At 37.7% G+C, this 1,718-nt stretch carries 2 protein-coding genes; both read right to left on the minus strand.

Annotation, left to right across the window (positions count from 1 at the left end; genetic code table 11):
• Positions 1 to 1,159 (minus strand): methyl-accepting chemotaxis protein (locus ACYVGZ_RS08075; protein ID WP_460753755.1); only part of this gene is annotated, 1,159 nt, incomplete at its 3' end.
• A gap of 147 nt (positions 1,160 to 1,306) precedes the next feature.
• A partial coding sequence (locus ACYVGZ_RS08080) for a methyl-accepting chemotaxis protein (RefSeq protein ID WP_460753758.1) occupies positions 1,307 to 1,718 on the minus strand: 412 nt, incomplete at its 5' end.

Below are 1,718 nucleotides of genomic sequence, written 5' to 3' on the forward strand. Positions count from 1 at the left end.
TGGAGTTGGTTTGTTCGCTCACTGAACGGTTGCTGTTCGCAATGTTGGTGACGGCTTGGTTAAGCTCAGACACCATGTTGTTGACATCACTTGTGGTGCTCACCACATCGCCAATAACCGACCCTAAACCTTGGCTCATTTTATTTATTGACTCGCATAGTAAGTCAAATTCATCATTGCGCTGCTGGTTAACTTTTAGGCGTATTGTGAGATCGCCCGCTTTCATACTTTCAAGGTCATTAATAATCGGAGATAAAGTTTGATTCACACTTCGGCGAATAATCGACATGACAAAGTAAGACAAAGTGGCGATAAGTAAACTTGCTGCAATGAGGCTTGTCGTCGAGAGTTTGGCACTGTTATGAGCAGATTTTAACGCTATTGCAACTTCTTCTTGTACTAATTCTGACGCAATGATTTGTGCATCAATCAAATTCGCTTCAACGGATATGTGATTTTCTTCTAAAGAAAGCAATAATGAATTGGCCTTATTTAGTTCTGATGCGATTCGAATGTACTCTCCAATTGCAGGTGAAAAATTTTCGTCTAAGCCGAAGTTAGCCATTTGCTCTCTAAAATTAGCGATATGTTGTTCAAAAAGCTCAAAGTTTCTTTGGCTTGGTTCAAATGCATAGTTTTTTTCAGCTTCCCTTGTTTTGTCGAATTCTTGCTTAAGTAGCGTTAGAAAGGAAATACTTTCAGTTACCTTGGTACCCAGAGTTGCAAGTTGGCTTTTTAGTCCTGAATGAATATCAAGCCCAACAACATTGTTTTGTTTGAGTCTTGTTTCAAGGCTTTCAAAGTAGTTTGTTAATAAAGTGTTTACGCTGCTGAGTTGTTGAGAAATAGCCGAGTCGTCTAACCGCTCATTATGTTCAGTGATTATGTTTGATAGTCGTGTTTTCTGGGAAGCTAAATCTTCAATAAAAGATGGATAAGTTTCACTGGTTAGTTTGCTTGCAAGTTGTTCTTTTTTTATTAAGTTGAGTGCTAAGTTATCTAAACTTTTATCAACTTGGGTAAGAGTTTGGTATTTTGAAGAAGTTCGATCTTGGTTATCTAAGCCAAGATAAGCAACGAGGCTTACAATGAATAAACCAATAAATGTGGTAAAAAGTAAAATTTGCAGCTTTCTTTGAAATCGGATGTTATGGAACATAACGCTATCTCTAATTTGTAGGACAAATTTGATAGTAGCGTTATTTTACATAAAAAAACAAGTTTAATGTTGACTGGAACTTTAACTTTAACTAAAAAGCCCTTCACCTAATTAGATGAAGGGCTTTTTAGTGATGGAGTAGAGGGCTTACTTGGTTGTAAAGACGTTGGTTTTACTGTCTAAACTGCTTACCTGATCATGGATATGGCGAGTGTTGCCTTCAATACTGTTAATACTGCTATTATCGTTTTGAAGCTGCTGAGCAATTTTATCCATTTCTTCGCTCATGTGAATGGCTGTTTTTGCTACTTCTTGAATTGAACGGGCCATTTCTACAGAAGAGGAAGAGCTAGTCTGTGCATTTTGTTCAATTTCTTGGATAGCAAGGTCAGCTTTTTCACTATACTCTTCAATATTTTGTAAGCTTTCTTGACCTTCTTTCATGGTGCTGATTGCTGTTTGGGTTGAAGTTTGGATAGTGCTAACGATGTCGGTGATTTTGCCTGTTGCATCCACCGTTTTCTCTGCTAATGAACGAACTTCGTCTGCAACAACTGAG

The organism is Marinomonas epiphytica, from assembly GCF_054780655.1.